Source organism: Streptomyces sp. NPDC002680, assembly GCF_042889145.1.
Taxonomy (GTDB): Bacteria; Actinomycetota; Actinomycetes; order Streptomycetales; family Streptomycetaceae; genus Streptomyces; species Streptomyces adonidis.
Genome location: NZ_JBIAQP010000041.1, coordinates 1 through 17341, shown reverse-complemented (window position 1 = coordinate 17341; position 17341 = coordinate 1). Strand labels below are relative to the sequence as shown.

At 68.6% G+C, this 17341-nt stretch carries 11 protein-coding genes; 6 read left to right on the top strand and 5 right to left on the bottom strand.

Annotation, left to right across the window (positions count from 1 at the left end):
- Positions 1-331 precede the first annotated feature (331 nt).
- Entirely contained in the window at positions 332-598 is a 267-nt protein-coding gene (rpsT, locus tag ACFYXF_RS51520) for a 30S ribosomal protein S20 (protein WP_105975817.1), read from the bottom strand.
- Between the two features lie 231 nt (positions 599-829).
- Here rpsT and lepA point away from each other — a divergent pair, with 231 nt between their 5' ends.
- Complete coding sequence (gene lepA, locus ACFYXF_RS51515) at positions 830-2698, top strand: translation elongation factor 4 (RefSeq protein ID WP_389361317.1); 1869 nt, start codon at positions 830-832, stop codon at positions 2696-2698.
- 249 nt (positions 2699-2947) lie between these two features.
- Positions 2948-4822 (top strand): AMP-dependent synthetase/ligase, encoded by a 1875-nt coding sequence (locus tag ACFYXF_RS51510; RefSeq protein ID WP_389361315.1) that lies wholly within the window; start codon positions 2948-2950, stop codon positions 4820-4822.
- Positions 4823-4898: 76 nt separating this feature from the next.
- Here the strand turns inward: ACFYXF_RS51510 and ACFYXF_RS51505 are convergent, their stop codons facing one another.
- Together ACFYXF_RS51505 and ACFYXF_RS51500 are read right to left on the bottom strand one after the other, a co-directional pair.
- On the bottom strand, positions 4899-5474 hold the full coding sequence (locus ACFYXF_RS51505; RefSeq protein ID WP_389361313.1) for a two-component system response regulator: 576 nt from the start codon (positions 5472-5474) through the stop codon (positions 4899-4901).
- 12 nt (positions 5475-5486) lie between these two features.
- On the bottom strand, positions 5487-9602 hold the full coding sequence (locus ACFYXF_RS51500; protein ID WP_389361311.1) for a HAMP domain-containing protein: 4116 nt from the start codon (positions 9600-9602) through the stop codon (positions 5487-5489).
- A gap of 101 nt (positions 9603-9703) precedes the next feature.
- On the opposite strand from ACFYXF_RS51500, the gene ACFYXF_RS51495 reads away from it, so the two are divergent.
- Both ACFYXF_RS51495 and hemW read left to right on the top strand, forming a co-directional pair.
- Positions 9704-11731 carry a SpoIIE family protein phosphatase gene (locus tag ACFYXF_RS51495; protein ID WP_389361309.1) on the top strand — a complete coding sequence of 676 codons (2028 nt, stop codon included), beginning with the start codon at positions 9704-9706 and terminating at the stop codon, positions 11729-11731.
- Positions 11732-11787: 56 nt separating this feature from the next.
- Positions 11788-13020: a radical SAM family heme chaperone HemW gene (gene hemW, locus ACFYXF_RS51490; protein WP_389361307.1), complete on the top strand. Its 1233-nt coding sequence runs from the start codon at positions 11788-11790 to the stop codon at positions 13018-13020.
- 223 nt (positions 13021-13243) lie between these two features.
- Here hemW and ACFYXF_RS51485 read toward each other — a convergent pair whose 3' ends face one another.
- On the bottom strand, positions 13244-14053 hold the full coding sequence (locus ACFYXF_RS51485) for a DUF3097 domain-containing protein (RefSeq protein ID WP_389361305.1): 810 nt from the start codon (positions 14051-14053) through the stop codon (positions 13244-13246).
- A 46-nt stretch (positions 14054-14099) separates the two neighbouring features.
- Positions 14100-14840: an MBL fold metallo-hydrolase gene (locus tag ACFYXF_RS51480; protein ID WP_389361303.1), complete on the bottom strand. Its 741-nt coding sequence runs from the start codon at positions 14838-14840 to the stop codon at positions 14100-14102.
- A gap of 227 nt (positions 14841-15067) precedes the next feature.
- Between ACFYXF_RS51480 and hrcA the strand changes: the two genes are divergently transcribed.
- Positions 15068-16084: a heat-inducible transcriptional repressor HrcA gene (gene hrcA / locus ACFYXF_RS51475; protein WP_389361301.1), complete on the top strand. Its 1017-nt coding sequence runs from the start codon at positions 15068-15070 to the stop codon at positions 16082-16084.
- Entirely contained in the window at positions 16085-17221 is a 1137-nt protein-coding gene (gene dnaJ, locus ACFYXF_RS51470) for a molecular chaperone DnaJ (RefSeq protein ID WP_369037952.1), read from the top strand.
- Positions 17222-17341 lie beyond the last annotated feature (120 nt).

Here is a 17341-nt window from a genome sequence, read left to right as displayed (position 1 = left end):
ACCCCGCCCCACCCGGGGGGGCGCCCCCCCATCCCCCCTTTGGGGGGGGGGGGGGGGGGGGGCCCCACCCGCGGGGGGGGGGGGGGGGGGGGGGGGGGGGGGGGGGGGTAAGCCGCGCTGGACGCGCTCGTCCTCAAACGCCGGACGGGCTGAAATGCCGAAGGCCCCGACAGGTGTCGGGGCCTTCGGGTGAAGCGTGTTGCTGGTGGTGGCTTCCACGCCCGCGTGGCGAACGCAGTCGTGCGTGGGAGCCGGGGTGCCGGGTGGGAGCGGATGAGAGGGCCCGCTCTGGTCCCTCCGGCGGTTTGGATCAGATCAAAGAACGGGAGGTTCAGCCCTTGAGGGTGGCGACCTTGGAAGCAAGCGCCGACTTCTTGTTGGCGGCCTGGTTCTTGTGGATGACGCCCTTCGAGACGGCCTTGTCGAGCGCACGCGCGGCAGCGCGCTGAGTCTCGGTGGCCTTCTCGACGTCACCCGCGGCAGCGGCCTCGCGGGCCTTGCGGATCGCGGTCTTCAGGGAGGACTTGACGGCCTTGTTGCGCAGCCGCGCCTTCTCGTTGGTCTTGATCCGCTTGATCTGGGACTTGATGTTCGCCACGAATGAGCCTCTACAGATTCAGGCACGGGGCCGCTCGGGTCCCGTACCGATGATTTTCCAGAAGATGTGCCTCGCGCTGAGAGGGCATGAGACACAGCCACCCAGACTACCAGTGGGCCTGCGAGTGGCCCAAACCGGTCCCCGCTCCCCGCCCGTGGGACCATGGAGCCTACGTATCGATCCGACCCGAGACCGCAGACACTGCGGACGCCTCAAGAATCAGGACCCTGCGTGCCCGCGATCCCTAGCCACGTCCCCGCGCCGAGCCGTACCGCCCCGGCTCAGATCCGCAATTTCTGCATCATCGCGCACATCGACCACGGCAAGTCCACGCTCGCCGACCGGATGCTCCAGCTGACCGGTGTCGTCGACCAGCGGCAGATGCGTGCTCAGTACCTCGACCGGATGGACATCGAGCGCGAGCGTGGCATCACGATCAAGTCCCAGGCCGTACGTCTGCCCTGGGCGCCCTCGGACGACCCGGGCAACACGCACATCCTCAACATGATCGACACCCCGGGGCACGTCGACTTCACCTACGAGGTCTCCCGGTCCCTCGCGGCCTGTGAGGGGACCGTTCTTCTTGTCGACGCCGCCCAGGGCATCGAGGCCCAGACCCTCGCCAATCTGTATCTGGCGATGGAGAACGATCTGAAGATCATTCCGGTGCTCAACAAGATCGACCTGCCGGCCGCCCAGCCCGAGAAGTTCTCCGAGGAGCTCGCCAATCTCATTGGCTGCGACCCGTCGGACGTTCTCAAGGTCTCCGCCAAGACCGGGCTCGGTGTCGAGGCGCTGCTCGACAAGGTCGTCGCCGAGGTGCCCGCGCCGGTCGGTGTCCAGGACGCTCCCGCGCGCGCCATGATCTTCGACTCGGTGTACGACTCGTACCGCGGTGTCGTGACGTACGTACGTGTCATCGACGGGCAGCTCAACAAGCGTGAGCGGATCCGGATGATGTCCACCAACGCGACCCACGAGCTGCTGGAGATCGGTGTCTCGTCCCCCGAGATGACGCCGGCCGACGGGCTGGGCGTCGGCGAGGTGGGCTACATCATCACCGGTGTGAAGGACGTGCGGCAGTCCAAGGTGGGTGACACCATCACCACGCTCAACAAGGGGGCGACCGAGGCGCTCGGGGGGTACAAGGACCCCAAGCCCATGGTCTTCTCGGGCCTGTATCCGCTGGACGGGTCCGACTATCCCGAGCTGCGCGACGCCCTCGACAAGCTCCAGCTCAACGACGCGGCCCTCGTCTACGAGCCGGAGACATCGGCGGCGCTGGGCTTCGGGTTCCGGGTCGGGTTCCTGGGGCTTCTTCACCTCGATGTCATCCGTGAGCGGCTTGAGCGCGAGTTCGGGCTCGATCTCATCGCCACCGCGCCCAACGTGGTCTACCGCGTGGTGATGGAGGACCGTACCGAGCACACGGTCACCAACCCGAGCGAGTTCCCCGAGGGGAAGATCGACGACGTGTACGAGCCGGTCGTACGCGCCACGATCCTCGCGCCGTCCGAGTTCATCGGGTCGATCATGGAGCTGTGCCAGACCCGGCGCGGTGTGCTGCTCGGCATGGACTATCTGTCCGAGGACCGGGTCGAGATCCGGTACACCCTGCCGCTCGCGGAGATCGTTTTCGACTTCTTCGATCAGTTGAAGTCCAAGACCCGCGGATATGCGTCTCTGGACTACGAGCCCACCGGGGAGCAGGCCTCCAGTCTGGTCAAGGTCGACATCCTGCTGCACGGTGACAAGGTCGACGCCTTCTCCGCCGTCACCCACAAGGACGCGGCCTACGCCTACGGTGTGCGGCTCGTCGCCAAGCTGCGCGAGCTGATTCCGCGGCAGGCCTTCGAGGTGCCCATCCAGGCCGCGATCGGGTCGCGGGTCATCGCCCGTGAGACCATCCGCGCCATCCGCAAGGACGTTCTCGCCAAGTGCTACGGCGGTGACATCTCGCGTAAGCGGAAGCTGCTGGAGAAGCAGAAGGAGGGCAAGAAGCGGATGAAGATGGTGGGCTCTGTGGAGGTTCCGCAGGAGGCTTTCATCGCTGTCTTGTCGAGCGACGACAACGCGGGGTCGGGCAAGGGCAAGAAGTAGCCAACGCCGACCCGTGGGAATCGGGAGAATGGGGGCTCGTCGCGTACGAACGCGGCGGGCCCCCTTCGTGTACGTGCCATCGGTCCTGTAGGAAGCGAACAGGCGCTCGCCGGCGAAAGTGACAGGCCGTCGCCCCTTACGCGCTGGCCGGTCGCGCTTTACTCTGATCTCTGCTCGGTAGTTACTCGCGAGTTAAACAAGACCGCAAATGAGCCAGCCGCCGCACTGCCGCGGGCCCCGGAGGATGTCGTGAGCGACACACAGACCTTGATCGAGAACCGTCCGCCGTCCGTGGCGGGTCTTTTCCTGGATCGCGTGGCCGCCACGCCGGAAGCCGAGGCCTACCGTTACCCGGTGCCCCCGGCCTCCGGTGAGGGCCCCGACGACTGGAAGTCGCTGACCTGGGCGCAGTCCGCCGAACGCGTGTACGCCATCGCCGCCGGGCTCATCGAACTGGGCGTACAGCCGGAGCAGCGCGTCGCGCTCGCCTCCGCCACCCGCGTCGAGTGGATCCTCGGCGACCTCGGCATCATGTGCGCCGGCGCCGCCACGACCACGGTGTACCCGCAGACCAACACCGACGAGTCGGCCTTCATCCTCGCCGACTCCGCCAGCAAGGTGCTGATCGCCGAGGACGCGACCCAGCTCGCCAAGGCGCAGGAGAAGCGTGCCGAGCTGCCCGAACTCACCCATGTCGTGGTCATCGACCCGGCCGGTGTCGAGACCGGCGACGGGGTGCTCACCCTCGCCGAGCTGGAGCAGCGCGGTGCCGCGTATCTGGAGAAGAACCCGGACCTGATCAAGGAGCGGGTCGGGGCCATCACGAAGGACCAGCTCGCGACCCTCATCTACACCTCCGGCACCACCGGCCGCCCCAAGGGTGTCCGGCTGCCGCACGACAACTGGTCGTACATGGCGAAGGCGATCGCCGCGACCGGGCTGATCAGCGCCGAGGACGTCCAGTACCTGTGGCTGCCGCTCGCGCACGTGTTCGGCAAGGTGCTGACCTCCGGCCAGATCGAGGTCGGACACGTCACCGCCGTCGACGGCCGCGTCGACAAGATCATCGAGAACCTGCCGGTCGTACAGCCGACGTACATGGCCGCCGTGCCGCGCATCTTCGAGAAGGTCTACAACGGGGTCGCGGCCAAGGCGCGGGCAGGCGGCGGCGCCAAGTTCAAGATCTTCCAGTGGGCCTCCGGGGTCGCCCGTGAGTACGCCAAGGCCAGCCAGGACAACTTCCGGCGCACCGGCACCGCCTCGGTGCCCTTCGGTCTCGCCGCGAAGCACAAGGTCGCCGACGCGCTGGTCTTCGCGAAGATCCGCGAGGCGTTCGGTGGCAACCTGCGTGCCTGTGTCTCCGGGTCGGCCGCCCTCGCGCCCGACATCGGGTTCTTCTTCTCCGGCGCAGGTATTCACATCCTGGAGGGCTACGGGCTCACCGAGTCCTCCGCCGCCTCCTTCGTCAACCCCGGTGAGGCGTACCGGACGGGCACGGTCGGCAAGCCGCTGCCCGGTACGGAGGTGCGGATCGCGGACGACGGCGAGATCCTGCTGCGCGGGCCCGGGATCATGGAGGGCTATCACGGGCTGCCCGAGAAGACCGCCGAAGTGCTGGAGTCCGACGGGTGGTTCCACACCGGTGACATCGGGGAGCTGTCTCCGGACGGGTATCTGCGGATCACCGACCGGAAGAAGGACCTGATCAAAACGTCGGGCGGGAAGTACATCGCGCCGGCGGAGGTGGAGGGGCAGTTCAAGGCGGTCTGCCCGTACGTCTCCAACATCCTTGTGCACGGGGCCGACCGGAACTTCTGCACCGCCCTCATCGCGCTCGACGAGCCGTCCATTCTGGGCTGGGCTAAGGACAACGGGCTTGAGGGGAAGTCGTACGCGGAGGTTGTGGGTTCGGCGGGGACGGTGGCTCTCATCGAGGGGTACGTCACGGAGCTGAACGCGGGGCTTCAGCGGTGGCAGACCATCAAGAAGTTCCGGTTGCTGCCTCGGGATCTTGATGTTGAGCATGGGGAGATCACGCCGAGTCTGAAGTTGAAGCGGCCGGTTGTTGAGCGGGAGTACAAGTACTTGATTGATGAGATGTATTCGGGGGCTCGGGAGGCCTAAGGGGGTGGGGTGCGGGGACTCGTGGCGGGTGCGGGTAGTCCGTGGCTTGTCGCGCAGTTCCCCGCGCCCCTGGAGGTCAGACTTCTCGTCGCCTGCTTGTCAGGCGGCGTAGGTCTCGGATCCTGCTAAGCAGCGCCTCGGTGGTTGGTGGGTTCTCGCTGGACAACTGGGCCTCCAGGTCCGCTAGTTGCGCGCTGATCTCGGCGTCGCCCGCCTGCTCCCCGCTGAGCATGCGTTCCAGTTGCTGGTTTTTTCTGTGCAGGTCGAGGAAGACCGTCACCTTTGCGCGGAGCACCCAAGGGTCGAACGGCTTCGTCAAGTAGTCTGCCGCGCCTGTCGCGTAGCCGCGGAAGGCGTAGCCCGCGTCGGAGTCCGTGCCTGTCAGGAAGATGATGGGGACGTCTTTTGTCTGGTCCAGGCGTTTGATGTTGGCGGCTGTTTCGAAGCCGTCCATGCCTGGCATCCGGATGTCCAGGAGGACGACCGCGAAGCGGCGGCGGAGCAGGGCCTTCATCGCCTCCTCGCCCGAACGGGCGCGCACCAGCGGCTCGTTGAGGGAGGCCAGGACCGCCTCCAGGGCGATCAGGTTGTCCTCCATGTCGTCGACCAGGAGGATGCCGGCGCGGTCGTCTGTCGTTTCCTCAGGGCTCATGGTGACCGTGCCTCACTCGGTCGCCGTCTTGTCCAGCGCTTCGCCGTTGGGGCGCTCGGGGTCCAGGAGCGCGCAGACCACGGTCAGCAGCTGGTCGACATCGACGGGCTTGGGTACGTAGTCGTTGGCGCCGCGGGCGATCGACTTCTCGCGGTCGCCGGGCATCGCCTTGGCGGTGAGGGCGACGATGGGCAGATCCGCCCAGCGCGGGGTGCGGCGAACCGCGGAGATCGTCTCGTAGCCGTCCATCTCCGGCATCATGATGTCCATCAGGACGAGTTCGACGTCCGGGTTGCGTTCGAGGGTCTCGATGCCTTCGCGGCCGTTCTCCGCGTACAGCACCGGCATTCCGACCCGCCCCAGGACGTGGGTGAGCGCGAAGACGTTGCGGATGTCGTCGTCGACGATCAACACCCGCCGCCCGGGCAGGACCTGTCCCGCCCGGCCCACCTTCCAGGCCTCCAGCTTGGTCGGCGCGGGCCAGGAGTCGTCCGTGTCGTGGGCCGTGTAGGGCTCGGTGGACAGCTGCTCGGGCAGCGCCAGTTGGTGGTCCTTCGGCGTGTTCCCGCTCGGTGTGTGACCGGGGCTGACGACAGGCACGTACAGGGTGAAGGTCGAGCCCTTGGTCGGCACGCTCTCGGCGATGATCCTGCCGCCCAGCAGGCCCGCGATCTCCCGGCTGATGGACAGACCGAGGCCCGTGCCGCCGTACTTGCGGTTGGTCGTGCCGTCGGCCTGCTGGAACGCCTCGAAGATCACCGGGAGTTTCTCGGGGGCGATACCGATGCCCGTGTCGGAGACGGCGAACGAGATCACGTCGTCGCTGTTCTCGCGGGTGTAGAGGTGATCGGGGTCGGTGATCCGGCTGACCCGGAGTTCCACCCGGCCGGTCGCCGTGAACTTGATCGCGTTGGAGAGGAGGTTGCGCAGGATCTGCTGGAGGCGCTGCTCGTCCGAGTACATCTCACGCGGTACGTCCGCACCGACCGCCACCTCGAACGACAGCCCCCGGTCCAGGGTGAGCGGGCGGAAGGTCGCGTGGACGTAGTCCAGGAGCTTGATCAGCGGCAGCTTCTTCGGGCGTACGTCCATTCGGCCGGCCTCGATCTTAGACAGGTCGAGGATGTCGTTGATGAGCTGGAGGAGATCCGAGCCCGAGCGGTGGATCGTCGTCGCGAACTGGACCTCCTGGTCGGTGAGATGGCCGTCCGGGTTGTCGGAGAGCAGGCGGGCCAGGATGAGGAGCGAGTTGAGGGGGGTGCGGAGTTCGTGCGACATGTTCGCCAGGAACTCTGATTTGTACTGGGACGATGTCGCCAACAAGGCCGCCTTCTCCTCCAGTTCGGCGTTCGAGCGCTGCAACTCCGCCTGCTGCTTCTGGAGTTCGTCCGAGCGTTCCTGGAGCTGCATGGCGAGGCGCTGGGACTCGCCGAGCAGGGACTCCGTACGGGAGTTGGCGATGATCGTGTTGATCGCGACGCCGATCGTGTTCACGAACTGGTCGAAGAACGCCAGGTGGACGTCGGAGAAACGGGAGAACGAGGCGAGCTCGATCACGCCGAGCAGCTTGTCCTCGAAGAGGATCGGGATGATGACGACGCTGGCCGGGGCCGCTTCTCCCAACCCGCTGTTGATCTTGATGTAGTCCGGCGGGGCCTCCTCCACCAGGATCCGCTTCTTCTCGCGCGCCGCCTGGCGGACGAGGCCGTGCACCGGCATCCCGCCCGTGTCGACCGTCGCGCCCTGCGCCGAGCCGTATCCGGCGATGAACGCCAGGCCCTTGGCCGGGATCGGCGCGCTCAGGCTGGCGCTGTCCTCGTCCGGGTCGGCCAGGAAGAACGCCCCGTACTGCGCGTTCACCAGCGGGGTCAGTTCACGCAGGATCAGGTCGGCGACCTCCATCAGGTCCCGGTGGCCCTGCATCAGGGCGGCCAGGCGGGCCAGGTTCGACTCCAGCCAGTCCTTCGCGCGGGTCGTCTCGCGGAGGTTGGCCACCATCAGGTTGATGTTGTCCTTCAGCTCGGCGACCTCGCCGCGCGTCTCCACCGAGATGGAACGGGACATGTCTCCCTGGGCCACCGCCGAGGCGACCTCGGCGATCGCGCGGACCTGGGTGGTGAGGTTCAGGGCGAGTTCGTTCACGTTCGTCGTGAGGCGCTTCCAGGTGCCGTAGACGCCCTCGACCCTTGCCTGGCCGCCGAGTTGGCCGTCGATGCCCACCTCGCGGGCCACGCGGGTGACCTCCGAGGAGAAGGAGGAGAGGGTGTCCACCATCGTGTTGATCGTCGTCTTCAGTTCGAGGATCTCGCCCCGCGCGTCCACGTCGATCTTCTTCGAGAGGTCGCCCTGCGCCACCGCCGTCGCCACCTGGGCGATGTTCCTGACCTGTGAAGTCAGGTTGTCCGCCATGTAGTTGACGTTGTCGGTCAGGTCACGCCAGACGCCCGACACGCCCAACACCTGGGCCCGGCCGCCCAGTCGGCCGTCGGTGCCGACCTCGCGAGCCACGCGTGTCACCTCGTCGGCGAAGGCGCGCAGTTGCTCCACCATCGTGTTGACGGTGTCCTTCAGTTCGAGGATCTCGCCTCGGGCGTCGACCGTGATCTTCTTCGACAGGTCGCCGTTCGCGACGGCTGTCGTGACCTGGGCGATGTTCCGCACCTGTGAAGTCAGGTTCAGGGCCATGAAGTTGACGTTGTCGGTCAGGTCTTTCCAGACTCCCGATACGCCTCGCACCTGGGCCTGGCCGCCGAGGTTGCCCTCCGTGCCGACCTCGCGGGCGACTCGGGTGACCTCGTCGGCGAAGGCGGAGAGCTGGTCGACCATCGTGTTGATCGTCGACTTCAGTTCGAGGATCTCGCCCTTCGCCTCCACCGTGATCTTCTTGCCGAGATCGCCCTGGGCCACAGCCGTGGAGACGAGCGCGATGTTGCGGACCTGTGAAGTCAGGTTGTCCGCCATGAAGTTGACGTTGTCGGTGAGGTCCTTCCAGACGCCCGACACGCCTCGCACCTGGGCGCGTCCACCGAGGTTGCCCTCCGTGCCGACCTCTCGGGCCACGCGCGTCACCTCGTCGGCGAACGCGGAGAGCTGGTCGACCATGGTGTTGATGGTCGACTTGAGTTCCAGGATCTCGCCCTGCGCGTCGACCGTGATCTTCTGGCTCAGGTCGCCGTTCGCCACGGCCGTCGTCACCTGGGCGATGTTCCGTACCTGTGAAGTCAGGTTCGAGGCCATGAAGTTGACGTTGTCGGTCAGGTCCTTCCAGACGCCCGACACGCCCCTCACCTGCGCCCGGCCGCCCAACTGGCCCTCCGTGCCCACCTCGCGGGCGACCCGCGTCACCTCGTCGGCGAACGCGGAGAGCTGGTCGACCATCGTGTTGACGGTCAGCTTCAGTTCGAGGAGTTCGCCGGTCGCCTCGACCGTCACCGTGCGGGTCAGATCGCCCCGGGCCACCGCCGTGGTCACCAGGGCGATGTCACGGACCTGGGCGGTCAGCCGGGACGCCATCGTGTTGACCGCCTCGGTCACATCCCGCCAACTGCCCGACAGACCCTGCACCTTGGCACGTCCGCCGAGCCGCCCCTCCGTACCGACCTCGCGCGCGACCCGCGTCACCTCGCCCGTGAACAACGACAACTGGTCGACCATCTTGTTCACGGCCCGGCCCAGCCGACGCAGATCCCCGCGCAACTGCCGGTTCCCGTCGTGCAGATCGACCCGCTGGGTCAGATCGCCGCCGGCCACCGCGTCCAGGACGCGCGTCGCGTTCGCCGCGGGAGCCACGAGGGCGTCCAGCAGGCCGTTCACGTCGTTGACGCGGGACGTCCAGTGGCCCTGGCCGGGGCTCGCGGAGAGCCGCTCGTCGAGGCGACCGTGCCGGACCAGGTCCCGACGTACGCGCTGAACCTCGGAGTTGAAGTGCAGATTGCGGTCCATGATCTGGTTGAACGCGGAGCTGAGTTCCGCCACCAGACCGTGGCCGGTCTCCGGCACCTTCGCGAAGTTCCCGTCACGGGCCGCCGTCATCGCGGCGAGCAGCGGACGCAGATCGGATGCCCAAATCTGATCAGATGCCGGAATCTGTCCGTCTTCGAGCACTTGCGTAGCACTGTTCTCACTCATGGCGGCCCACTTCGGTAACTCGGCGCTTATGGGCGTGGCCAGTCTGTCACTCTGTCCGCGTCCACCGAGGTGCATTCGTCCGAACTGCTCGGGAGCTGTCGATGGGGGCCATTCCGACGCAACGGGAGACCGTGTCCCGCGCGCCGTCCCGTGCGTCCGGCGCGCCCGCGCGCCGGGGTGCGGACCGGCGCACGGTCACCCACGCCACGCTCGGCGGCGGCCCCCTCGCGCCCGGCGCCGCCCGTGGCCTCGTACGCGCCGCCCTCGCCGAATGGGCCCGACTCGGCCTGCCCGGCGCCGAGTCACTGCCGGACCGGCTCACGGACGACGCCATGGTGGTCGTCAGCGAACTCGTCACCAACGCCGTCGTCCACGCGGGGACGGACGTGGAGCTGGCGTGCCGCCTGGAGGCACCGGAGGAGGGGGAGCAGGAAGAGGGGGCGGAGGGGGCCGGCGTCGCGCTCGTCGTCGAGGTGTCCGACCACCATCCCTCCCGCGCGCCCCGGGACGGCGGTGCGGAACTCCCGTACGACATACCGGAGTACGGGCGTGGCCTGCGCCTCGTCTCCGTACTCTCCGAGGCCTGGGGCGTGACCTATCGCACCGGCACCAAGACCGTCTGGGCGCGGCTCCCCGCTGAGGGCGTGACGCACGACGACGACATCGAGGCGTACGCCGGTCCGCACGCCCTCGGGCACGGGTTACGGGACGCCGAGATCCTCGCCCCCGAGCCGCAGCGCGGCGCCCGTGACCAGGAGTGGCTGAATCACGGCGCTCTCTCCTTCCTCGCCGAGGCCTCCGACCTGCTCGCCGGACAGCTCGACGAGGACCTCGTCGCCGCGCTCACCGGACAGCTCCTCGTGCCGCGCCTCGCCGACTGGTGCGCGGTGTGGCTGGAGGACGAGTCGATGGGGCGCGGCAGCGGCAGCAGCGTGAGCTGGGGTGACGGGAGTGGCGGGGGCGGTGGGCCGCGGCTCGCTCGGGTCTGGCACAGCAGCGAGGACCGTATCGAGGAGCTGCGCCGCGCCCTGGAGAAGGACCCGCCGCGTACGCCCGACACCACCAGGACCGGACCGGTCCCCGTGCCCTGGCCCGGCGAGGCGCTCGGCGGGTGCGGGGAGACCGGTGCCGCGCTCGCCTACCGGCTGGTCGCGGGCGGCCGGCCGCTCGGCACGCTGGTCATCGGGCGGGCCGGGATGATCCGCTTCCCCGACGAGGTCACTGGCCTGGTCGAGGATCTCAGCCGCCGGGTCGCGCTCGCCATCGGCGCCGCCCGCCAGTACGCCCGCCAGGCCACCATCAGCCGTATCCTCCAGCGCGGCCTGCTGCCCGGCGCGGTGGCCGAGATCCCTGGCGTGAGCAGTGCTCTCGTCTACGAGCCCTGCGACAAGGGCGGGCCCAGCGGCGACTTCTACGACCTGTTCCCGGCAGGCGACGGCCGCTGGTGCTTCGCCGTCGGCGACGTCCAGGGCAAGGGGCCGGAGGCGGCCGTGGTGATCGGGCTGGCGCGGCCGTGGCTGCGGCTGCTCGCCCGGGAGGGGTATCGGGTCGGGGACGTGCTCGACCGGCTCAACCAGCTGCTGCTCGACGACGCGACGGAGACGGCGGACGCGGCGGCTCGGGCGCTGGTCGCGGCGGAGGGGCGGTCGGCGGTACCGGCCGTGCTCTCGGCGGGTTCGGCCGTCGTCCCGGCCGCGGTACGGCCCGGTGAGGGGCCGCAGACCCGTTTCCTCTCCCTCCTGTACGGCGAACTCGTCCCCTTCGACGGAGGCGTGCGCTGCACCCTCGCCTCGGCCGGGCATCCACTGCCGCTGGTGCTCCGGGCGGGCGGCGAGGTCCGAACGGTCGCCGAACCGCAGACGCTGCTCGGGGTCGTCGAGGACGAGACGTACACGAGTGAGAGCTTCGAGCTGCGGCCCGGTGACAGTCTGCTGTGCGTGACCGACGGGGTCACCGAGCGGCGCTGCGGGCCCCGCCAGTTCGACGACGGCGACGGGCTGGCGAGCGCCCTCGCGGGCTGCGCCGGGCTGAGTGCGCAGCTGATCGCGGAGCGTATCCGGCGGCTCGTGCACGAGTTCGGGGAGAAGCCGCCGGAGGACGATCTGGCGTTGCTGGTGCTGCAGACGTAGCGAGCTGGGTGGGCATTGGGCGGGGGTTGTCCCGCCGGTGCTGGACAATGGAAGGCATGCCCTCCGCACTTCCCGACGGTGATCCCGTCCCCGACGACGGCTCCCTGCCCGCCTCCGCGCTCGCCGGAGCCGCGGACCGGCCCCTCGGGTTCTATCTCCACGTTCCGTACTGCGCGACCCGCTGCGGCTACTGCGACTTCAACACCTACACGGCGACCGAGCTGCGCGGCACGGGCGGTGTTCTGGCGTCCCGTGACAACTACGCGGACACCCTGATCGACGAGGTGCGGCTGGCGCGGAAGGTGCTGGGCGACGATCCGCGGCCGGTTCGTACGGTGTTCGTCGGGGGCGGTACGCCCACGCTGCTGGCCGCCGACGATCTTGTACGGATGCTGGGGGCGATCCGTGACGAGTTCGGCCTCGCGGATGATGCCGAGGTGACGACTGAGGCCAATCCGGAGTCCGTGGACGAGCGGTATCTGGCCACTCTGCGTGAGGGGGGTTTCAACCGGATCTCGTTCGGGATGCAGAGTGCGAAGCAGCATGTGCTGAAGGTGCTGGACCGTACGCACACGCCGGGGCGTCCGGAGGCGTGTGTCGCGGAGGCGCGGGCCGTGGGGTTCGAGCATGTGAACCTTGATCTGATCTACGGCACGCCTGGTGAGAGCGATGACGACTGGCGGGCGTCGCTGGACGCGGTGCTGGGGGCTGGGCCGGATCACGTCAGCGCGTACGCCCTGATCGTGGAGGAAGGGACGCAGCTGGCTCGGCGTATTCGGCGGGGCGAGGTGCCGATGACCGACGACGACGTCCACGCGGATCGGTATCTGATCGCCGATGAGGTGTTGGGGGCGGCCGGTTTTGACTGGTACGAGGTGTCGAACTGGGCGACTTCGGTGGCCGCTCGTTGCCTTCACAACGAGTTGTACTGGCGGGGGGCCGACTGGTGGGGGGCGGGGCCTGGGGCGCACAGCCATGTGGGGGGCGTGCGGTGGTGGAACGTGAAGCATCCGGGGGCGTATGCGGGGGCGTTGGCGGTGGGGCGGTCGCCGGGGGCGGGGCGTGAGGTCTTGTCGGAGGAGGATCGGCGGGTGGAGCGGGTGTTGCTGGAGCTGAGGTTGCGGGAGGGGGTTCCGCTGTCCCTCCTGCGGGAGGACGGGCTTGCGGCGGCTCGGCGGGCTCTGGGGGAGGGGTTGCTTGAGGCGGGTCCGTACGAGGGTGGGCGGGCTGTGCTTACGTTGCGGGGGCGGTTGCTGGCGGATGCGGTGGTGCGGGATCTGGTGGACTGAGGGTTCTTTTTTCGCCCCCGCCGCCCCTACCCGTTCCCATCCTTCTGGGGGCTGCCGCCCCCAGACCCCCGCTTATCGGCCTGAACGGCCTCGTCCTCAAACGCCGGACGGGCTGACAAACCAGCCCGTCCGGCGTTTGAGGACAAAGGGGGTCTGGGGGCGTAGCCCCCAGGGATGGGAACGGGTAGGGGCGGCGGGGGCGAGACAATCCGTCCCCCGGTGCTCACTCCGGTGCCGTCACGAAGTCGATCAGGTGTTCCACTCGGCCCAGTAGTTCCGGCTCCAGGTCACGGTACGAACCCACCCGTTTCAGGATCGCCTGCCACACCGCCCCGGTGTTCTCCGGCCAGCCCAGGGCCCGGCACACGCCCGTCTTCCAGTCCTGGCCGTGGGGGATCCGGGGCCAGGACGCAATGCCCAGGGACGACGGTTTCACCGCCTCCCAGATGTCGATGTAGGGGTGGCCCACCACCAGCGCGTGCTCGCTGGTCACCGACGCCGCGATACGGGACTCCTTGCTGCCCGGGACCAGGTGGTCCACCAGGATGCCCAGGCGAGCGTCCGGGCCGGGGTCGAATTCGGCCACGATCGCGGGGAGATCGTCCACGCCCTCCAGGTACTCCACGACCACGCCCTCGATGCGCAGATCGTCGCCCCACACCTTCTCGACGAGCTCCGCGTCGTGCCGGCCCTCGACGTAGATACGCCCGGCACGGGCCACGCGCGCGCGTGCACCGGGGACGGCGACCGAACCGGAGGCCGTGCGGGAGGGCGCGGTGGCCGATGCCGCGCCGGACGGGCGTACCAGCGTCACCACCCTCCCCTCCAGGAGGAACCCCCGCGGCTCCAGCGGGAACACCCGGTGTTTGCCGAAGCGGTCCTCCAGGGTGACCGTGCCCGCCTCGCAGCGGATCACCGCGCCGCAGAAGCCCGTACCCGGCTCCTCGACCACCAGGCCGGGGTCCGCCGGTACCTGCGGTACCGGCTTGGGCTTCTTCCACGGTGGGGTCAGGTCCGGAGAGTACTGGCGCATTCGGATGACGATAGGAGAAGCTCCCTCGCCCTCGGTTCATCGGCCCTCACGACACGCCGAAACGGGTTGCCAGCGTGTCCCGTTGGGCCCGTACGAACGCCGCGTCCACCACCGCTCCGTGACCGGGTACGTACAGCGCGTCCTCGCCGCCCAGGGCCAGGAGGCGGTCCAGGGCCGCCGGCCAGTGCGACGGTACGGCGTCGGGGCCCGCCTGGGGTTCGCCCGACTCCTCGACCAGGTCGCCGCAGAAGACCACGGTCGGGTCGCCCGGTACGACGGTCACCAGGTCGCCGCGGGTGTGTCCGGGGCCGGCGTTCACCAGGTGTGCCTCGGGGCCGTCGCGCAGGGCGACCGTCAGGGTTCCCCCGACCTCCTCGTGCGGGACCACCAGGGTGTCCGCCGCCTCCTCCGCCGCACGGGCGTCCAGACCGTTGCGTACGGCGTCCGCGCACAACGCCTCGCGCCCCACTTTCTCGAATTCGTCCCCGGCGCCTGCCGCCGCCATGACATGTGCACCCGCGAACACCGCAGCTCCGAAAACATGGTCGAAGTGGGCGTGCGTCAGTGCGAGAAAGTCCACACGGCGGCCGGCGAGTTTCTGGGCCTCCAAGCGCAGGGCTGAGCCCTCCGCGAGGCTCGATCCCGCATCGATCAGCAGCGCCCCACCCGCCCCGACGACCAGCCCCACCGTGCAGTCCCAGACCGGCAGCCGGCGTCTGCCCACCCCGGCCGCCAGGCGCTCCCAGCCCAGGTCGTGCCACCCCGGCTCTTCCCAAGTCACCTTCATGCGGCGACGCTAACCGGAGAGAGGGGGAACCGGCGGGCGTAGTGGGTTGCCGCGGACACGACATCGCAGGACAGGTCGGTACACGTCGGCAGATCGGCGCAGGCCGCCCTTGCCGGGGGCGTACCCGACAGCCGTACACTGGGCCGGGGAACTCTGGCACTCGCACACGAAGAGTGCCAGGGACGGCCCAGGCACTCAGGGGACGACAGCAGTTGGAGGTGTGCGCGATGCTCAGTGAACGCAGGCTCGAAGTGTTGCGCGCCATCGTCCAGGACTATGTCGGCACCGAGGAACCGGTCGGGTCCAAGGCACTCACCGAGCGGCACAACCTCGGGGTCTCCCCGGCGACCGTCCGCAACGACATGGCGGCGCTGGAGGACGAGGGTTTCATCGCCCAGCCGCACACCAGTGCCGGGCGCATCCCGACCGAGAAGGGCTACCGGCTCTTCGTCGACAAGCTCGCCGGCGTCAAGCCGATGACCGCTCCCGAGCGGCGTGCCATCCAGAACTTCCTGGACGGGGCCGTCGATCTCGACGATGTCGTCGGGCGGACGGTTCGGCTGCTCGCCCAGCTCACGCGGCAGGTCGCCGTCGTGCAGTATCCGTCGCTCACCAGGTCGACCGTGCGGCATGTGGAGCTGCTCTCGCTCGCTCCCGCGCGCGTGATGCTCGTACTGATCACGGACACCGGCCGCGTGGAGCAGCGGATGATCGACTGCCCGGCGCCCTTCGGGGAGACCTCTCTGGCGGATCTACGCGCGCGGCTCAACAGCCGGGTCGCGGGCCGCCGCTTCGCGGACGTGCCACAACTCGTGCAGGACCTCCCGGAAGCCTTCGAGGTGGAGGACCGGGGCACGGTCGCGACGGTGCTCTCCACCCTCCTGGAGACGCTCGTCGAGGAGGCCGAGGAGCGGCTGATGATCGGCGGAACCGCCAATCTGACCCGCTTCGGACATGACTTTCCCCTCACTATCCGGCCGGTCCTGGAAGCCCTGGAGGAACAGGTCGTACTTCTCAAACTCCTTGGTGAGGCCGGGGATTCGAGCATGACCGTACGAATCGGTCACGAGAACAAATACGAGGGACTCAACTCCACGTCCGTCGTGTCGGTCGGCTACGGTTCGGGCGGCGAGGCAGTCGCCAAGCTCGGCGTGGTCGGACCGACCCGCATGGACTACCCGGGAACGATGGGAGCGGTACGCGCAGTGGCACGGTACGTCGGACAGATCCTGGCGGAGTCGTAAGTGGCCACGGACTACTACGCCGTACTCGGCGTGCGCCGCGACGCGTCCCAGGACGAGATCAAGAAGGCGTTCAGGAGGCTCGCCCGCGAGCTGCACCCGGACGTCAACCCCGATCCGAAGACGCAGGAGCGGTTCAAGGAGATCAACGCCGCGTACGAGGTGTTGTCGGACCCGCAGAAGAAGCAGGTCTACGACCTCGGCGGTGATCCGCTGTCCCAGGCGGGCGGCGGAGGCGCGGGCGGCTTCGGCGCCGGTGGCTTCGGGAACTTCTCGGACATCATGGACGCGTTCTTCGGAACGGCGTCCCAGCGGGGGCCGAGGTCGCGGACGCGGCGCGGTCAGGACGCGATGATCCGGCTCGATATCGAGCTGGACGAGGCCGCCTTCGGGACCACCAAGGACATTCAGGTCGATACCGCCGTGGTGTGCGGTACCTGTAGCGGTGAGGGTGCGGCTCCTGGGACCTCCGCGCAGACCTGCGACATGTGTCGCGGGCGCGGTGAGGTGTCGCAGGTGACCCGGTCCTTCCTGGGCCAGGTCATGACCTCGCGGCCCTGTCCGCAGTGCCAGGGGTTCGGGACCGTCGTTCCCACGCCGTGTCCCGAGTGCGCCGGTGACGGGCGGGTGCGGTCGCGGCGGACGCTGACCGTGAAGATCCCTGCGGGTGTCGACAACGGTACGAGGATCCAGCTCGCCGGTGAGGGTGAGGTGGGGCCCGGTGGTGGTCCCGCCGGTGACCTGTACGTCGAGATCCATGAGCTGCCGCACTCGCAGTTCCAGCGGCGTGGGGACGATCTGCACTGCACGGTGACTCTTCCCATGACGGCGGCGTCTCTCGGCACGAAGGTGCCGCTGGAGACGCTCGACGGGCTGGAGGAGGTCGACATCCGTCCGGGCACGCAGTCCGGGCAGTCGATTCCGCTGCACGGGCGCGGGGTCACGCATCTCCGGGGCGGTGGTCGTGGTGACCTCATCGTGCATGTCGAGGTCATGACTCCTACGAAGCTTGATCCTGAGCAGGAGCGGTTGTTGCGGGAGCTGGCGAAGTTGCGGGGCGAGGAGCGGCCTACGGGGCAGTTCCAGCCTGGGCAGCAGGGGTTGTTCTCGCGGTTGAAGGATGCGTTCAACGGGCGCTGAGGGGTGTGGGTGCCGGGGGTTTTGTTTCGCCCCCGCCGCCCCTACCCGTCCCATCCCTGGGGGCTGCCGCCCCCAGACCCCCGCTGTCGGCCTGAACGGCCTCGTCCTCAAACGCCGGAC

Coding starts and splice junctions, on each gene's coding strand:
- ACFYXF_RS51505 (WP_389361313.1), bottom strand. CDS start 5,474: ATGAGCCCTGAGGAAACGACAGACGACCGCGCCGGCATCCTCCTGGTC.
- ACFYXF_RS51500 (WP_389361311.1), bottom strand. CDS start 9,602: ATGAGTGAGAACAGTGCTACGCAAGTGCTCGAAGACGGACAGATTCCG.
- ACFYXF_RS51495 (WP_389361309.1), top strand. CDS start 9,704: ATGGGGGCCATTCCGACGCAACGGGAGACCGTGTCCCGCGCGCCGTCC.
- hemW (WP_389361307.1), top strand. CDS start 11,788: ATGCCCTCCGCACTTCCCGACGGTGATCCCGTCCCCGACGACGGCTCC.
- ACFYXF_RS51485 (WP_389361305.1), bottom strand. CDS start 14,053: ATGCGCCAGTACTCTCCGGACCTGACCCCACCGTGGAAGAAGCCCAAG.
- ACFYXF_RS51480 (WP_389361303.1), bottom strand. CDS start 14,840: ATGAAGGTGACTTGGGAAGAGCCGGGGTGGCACGACCTGGGCTGGGAG.
- hrcA (WP_389361301.1), top strand. CDS start 15,068: ATGCTCAGTGAACGCAGGCTCGAAGTGTTGCGCGCCATCGTCCAGGAC.